Source organism: Paraburkholderia sp. NMBU_R16, from assembly GCF_013282575.1.
Lineage (GTDB): Bacteria > Pseudomonadota > Gammaproteobacteria > Burkholderiales > Burkholderiaceae > Trinickia.
In genome coordinates, this window is the sequence record NZ_JAAAYE010000546.1 from 1 (window position 1) to 235 (window position 235).

Below are 235 nucleotides of genomic sequence, written 5' to 3' on the forward strand. Positions count from 1 at the left end.
AGGGCCGCCTGGCGCCCGGGTGACGAGGTCTGTGTCGTGCGTGCGGTCGTGCGCCAGCGCGAGGTGCTGCTTGCCGAACAGGCCGCCTGGGTACTGCGCATGCACAAAGCCATGGTGCAGATGAATCTGCAGCTTGGCGAGGTGCTCAAGGATGTGATGGGGATGACAGGTCAGGCGATCATCCGTGCCATCGTCGCCGGCGAGCGGGACCCGAAGGTGCTCGCCGCCCATCGTC

At 66.8% G+C, this 235-nt stretch carries 1 pseudogene; it reads left to right on the plus strand.

Annotated features, from left to right (window positions below):
- Positions 1-235: pseudogene (locus tag GWC77_RS29040) on the plus strand (IS110 family transposase); the annotation flags it as partial.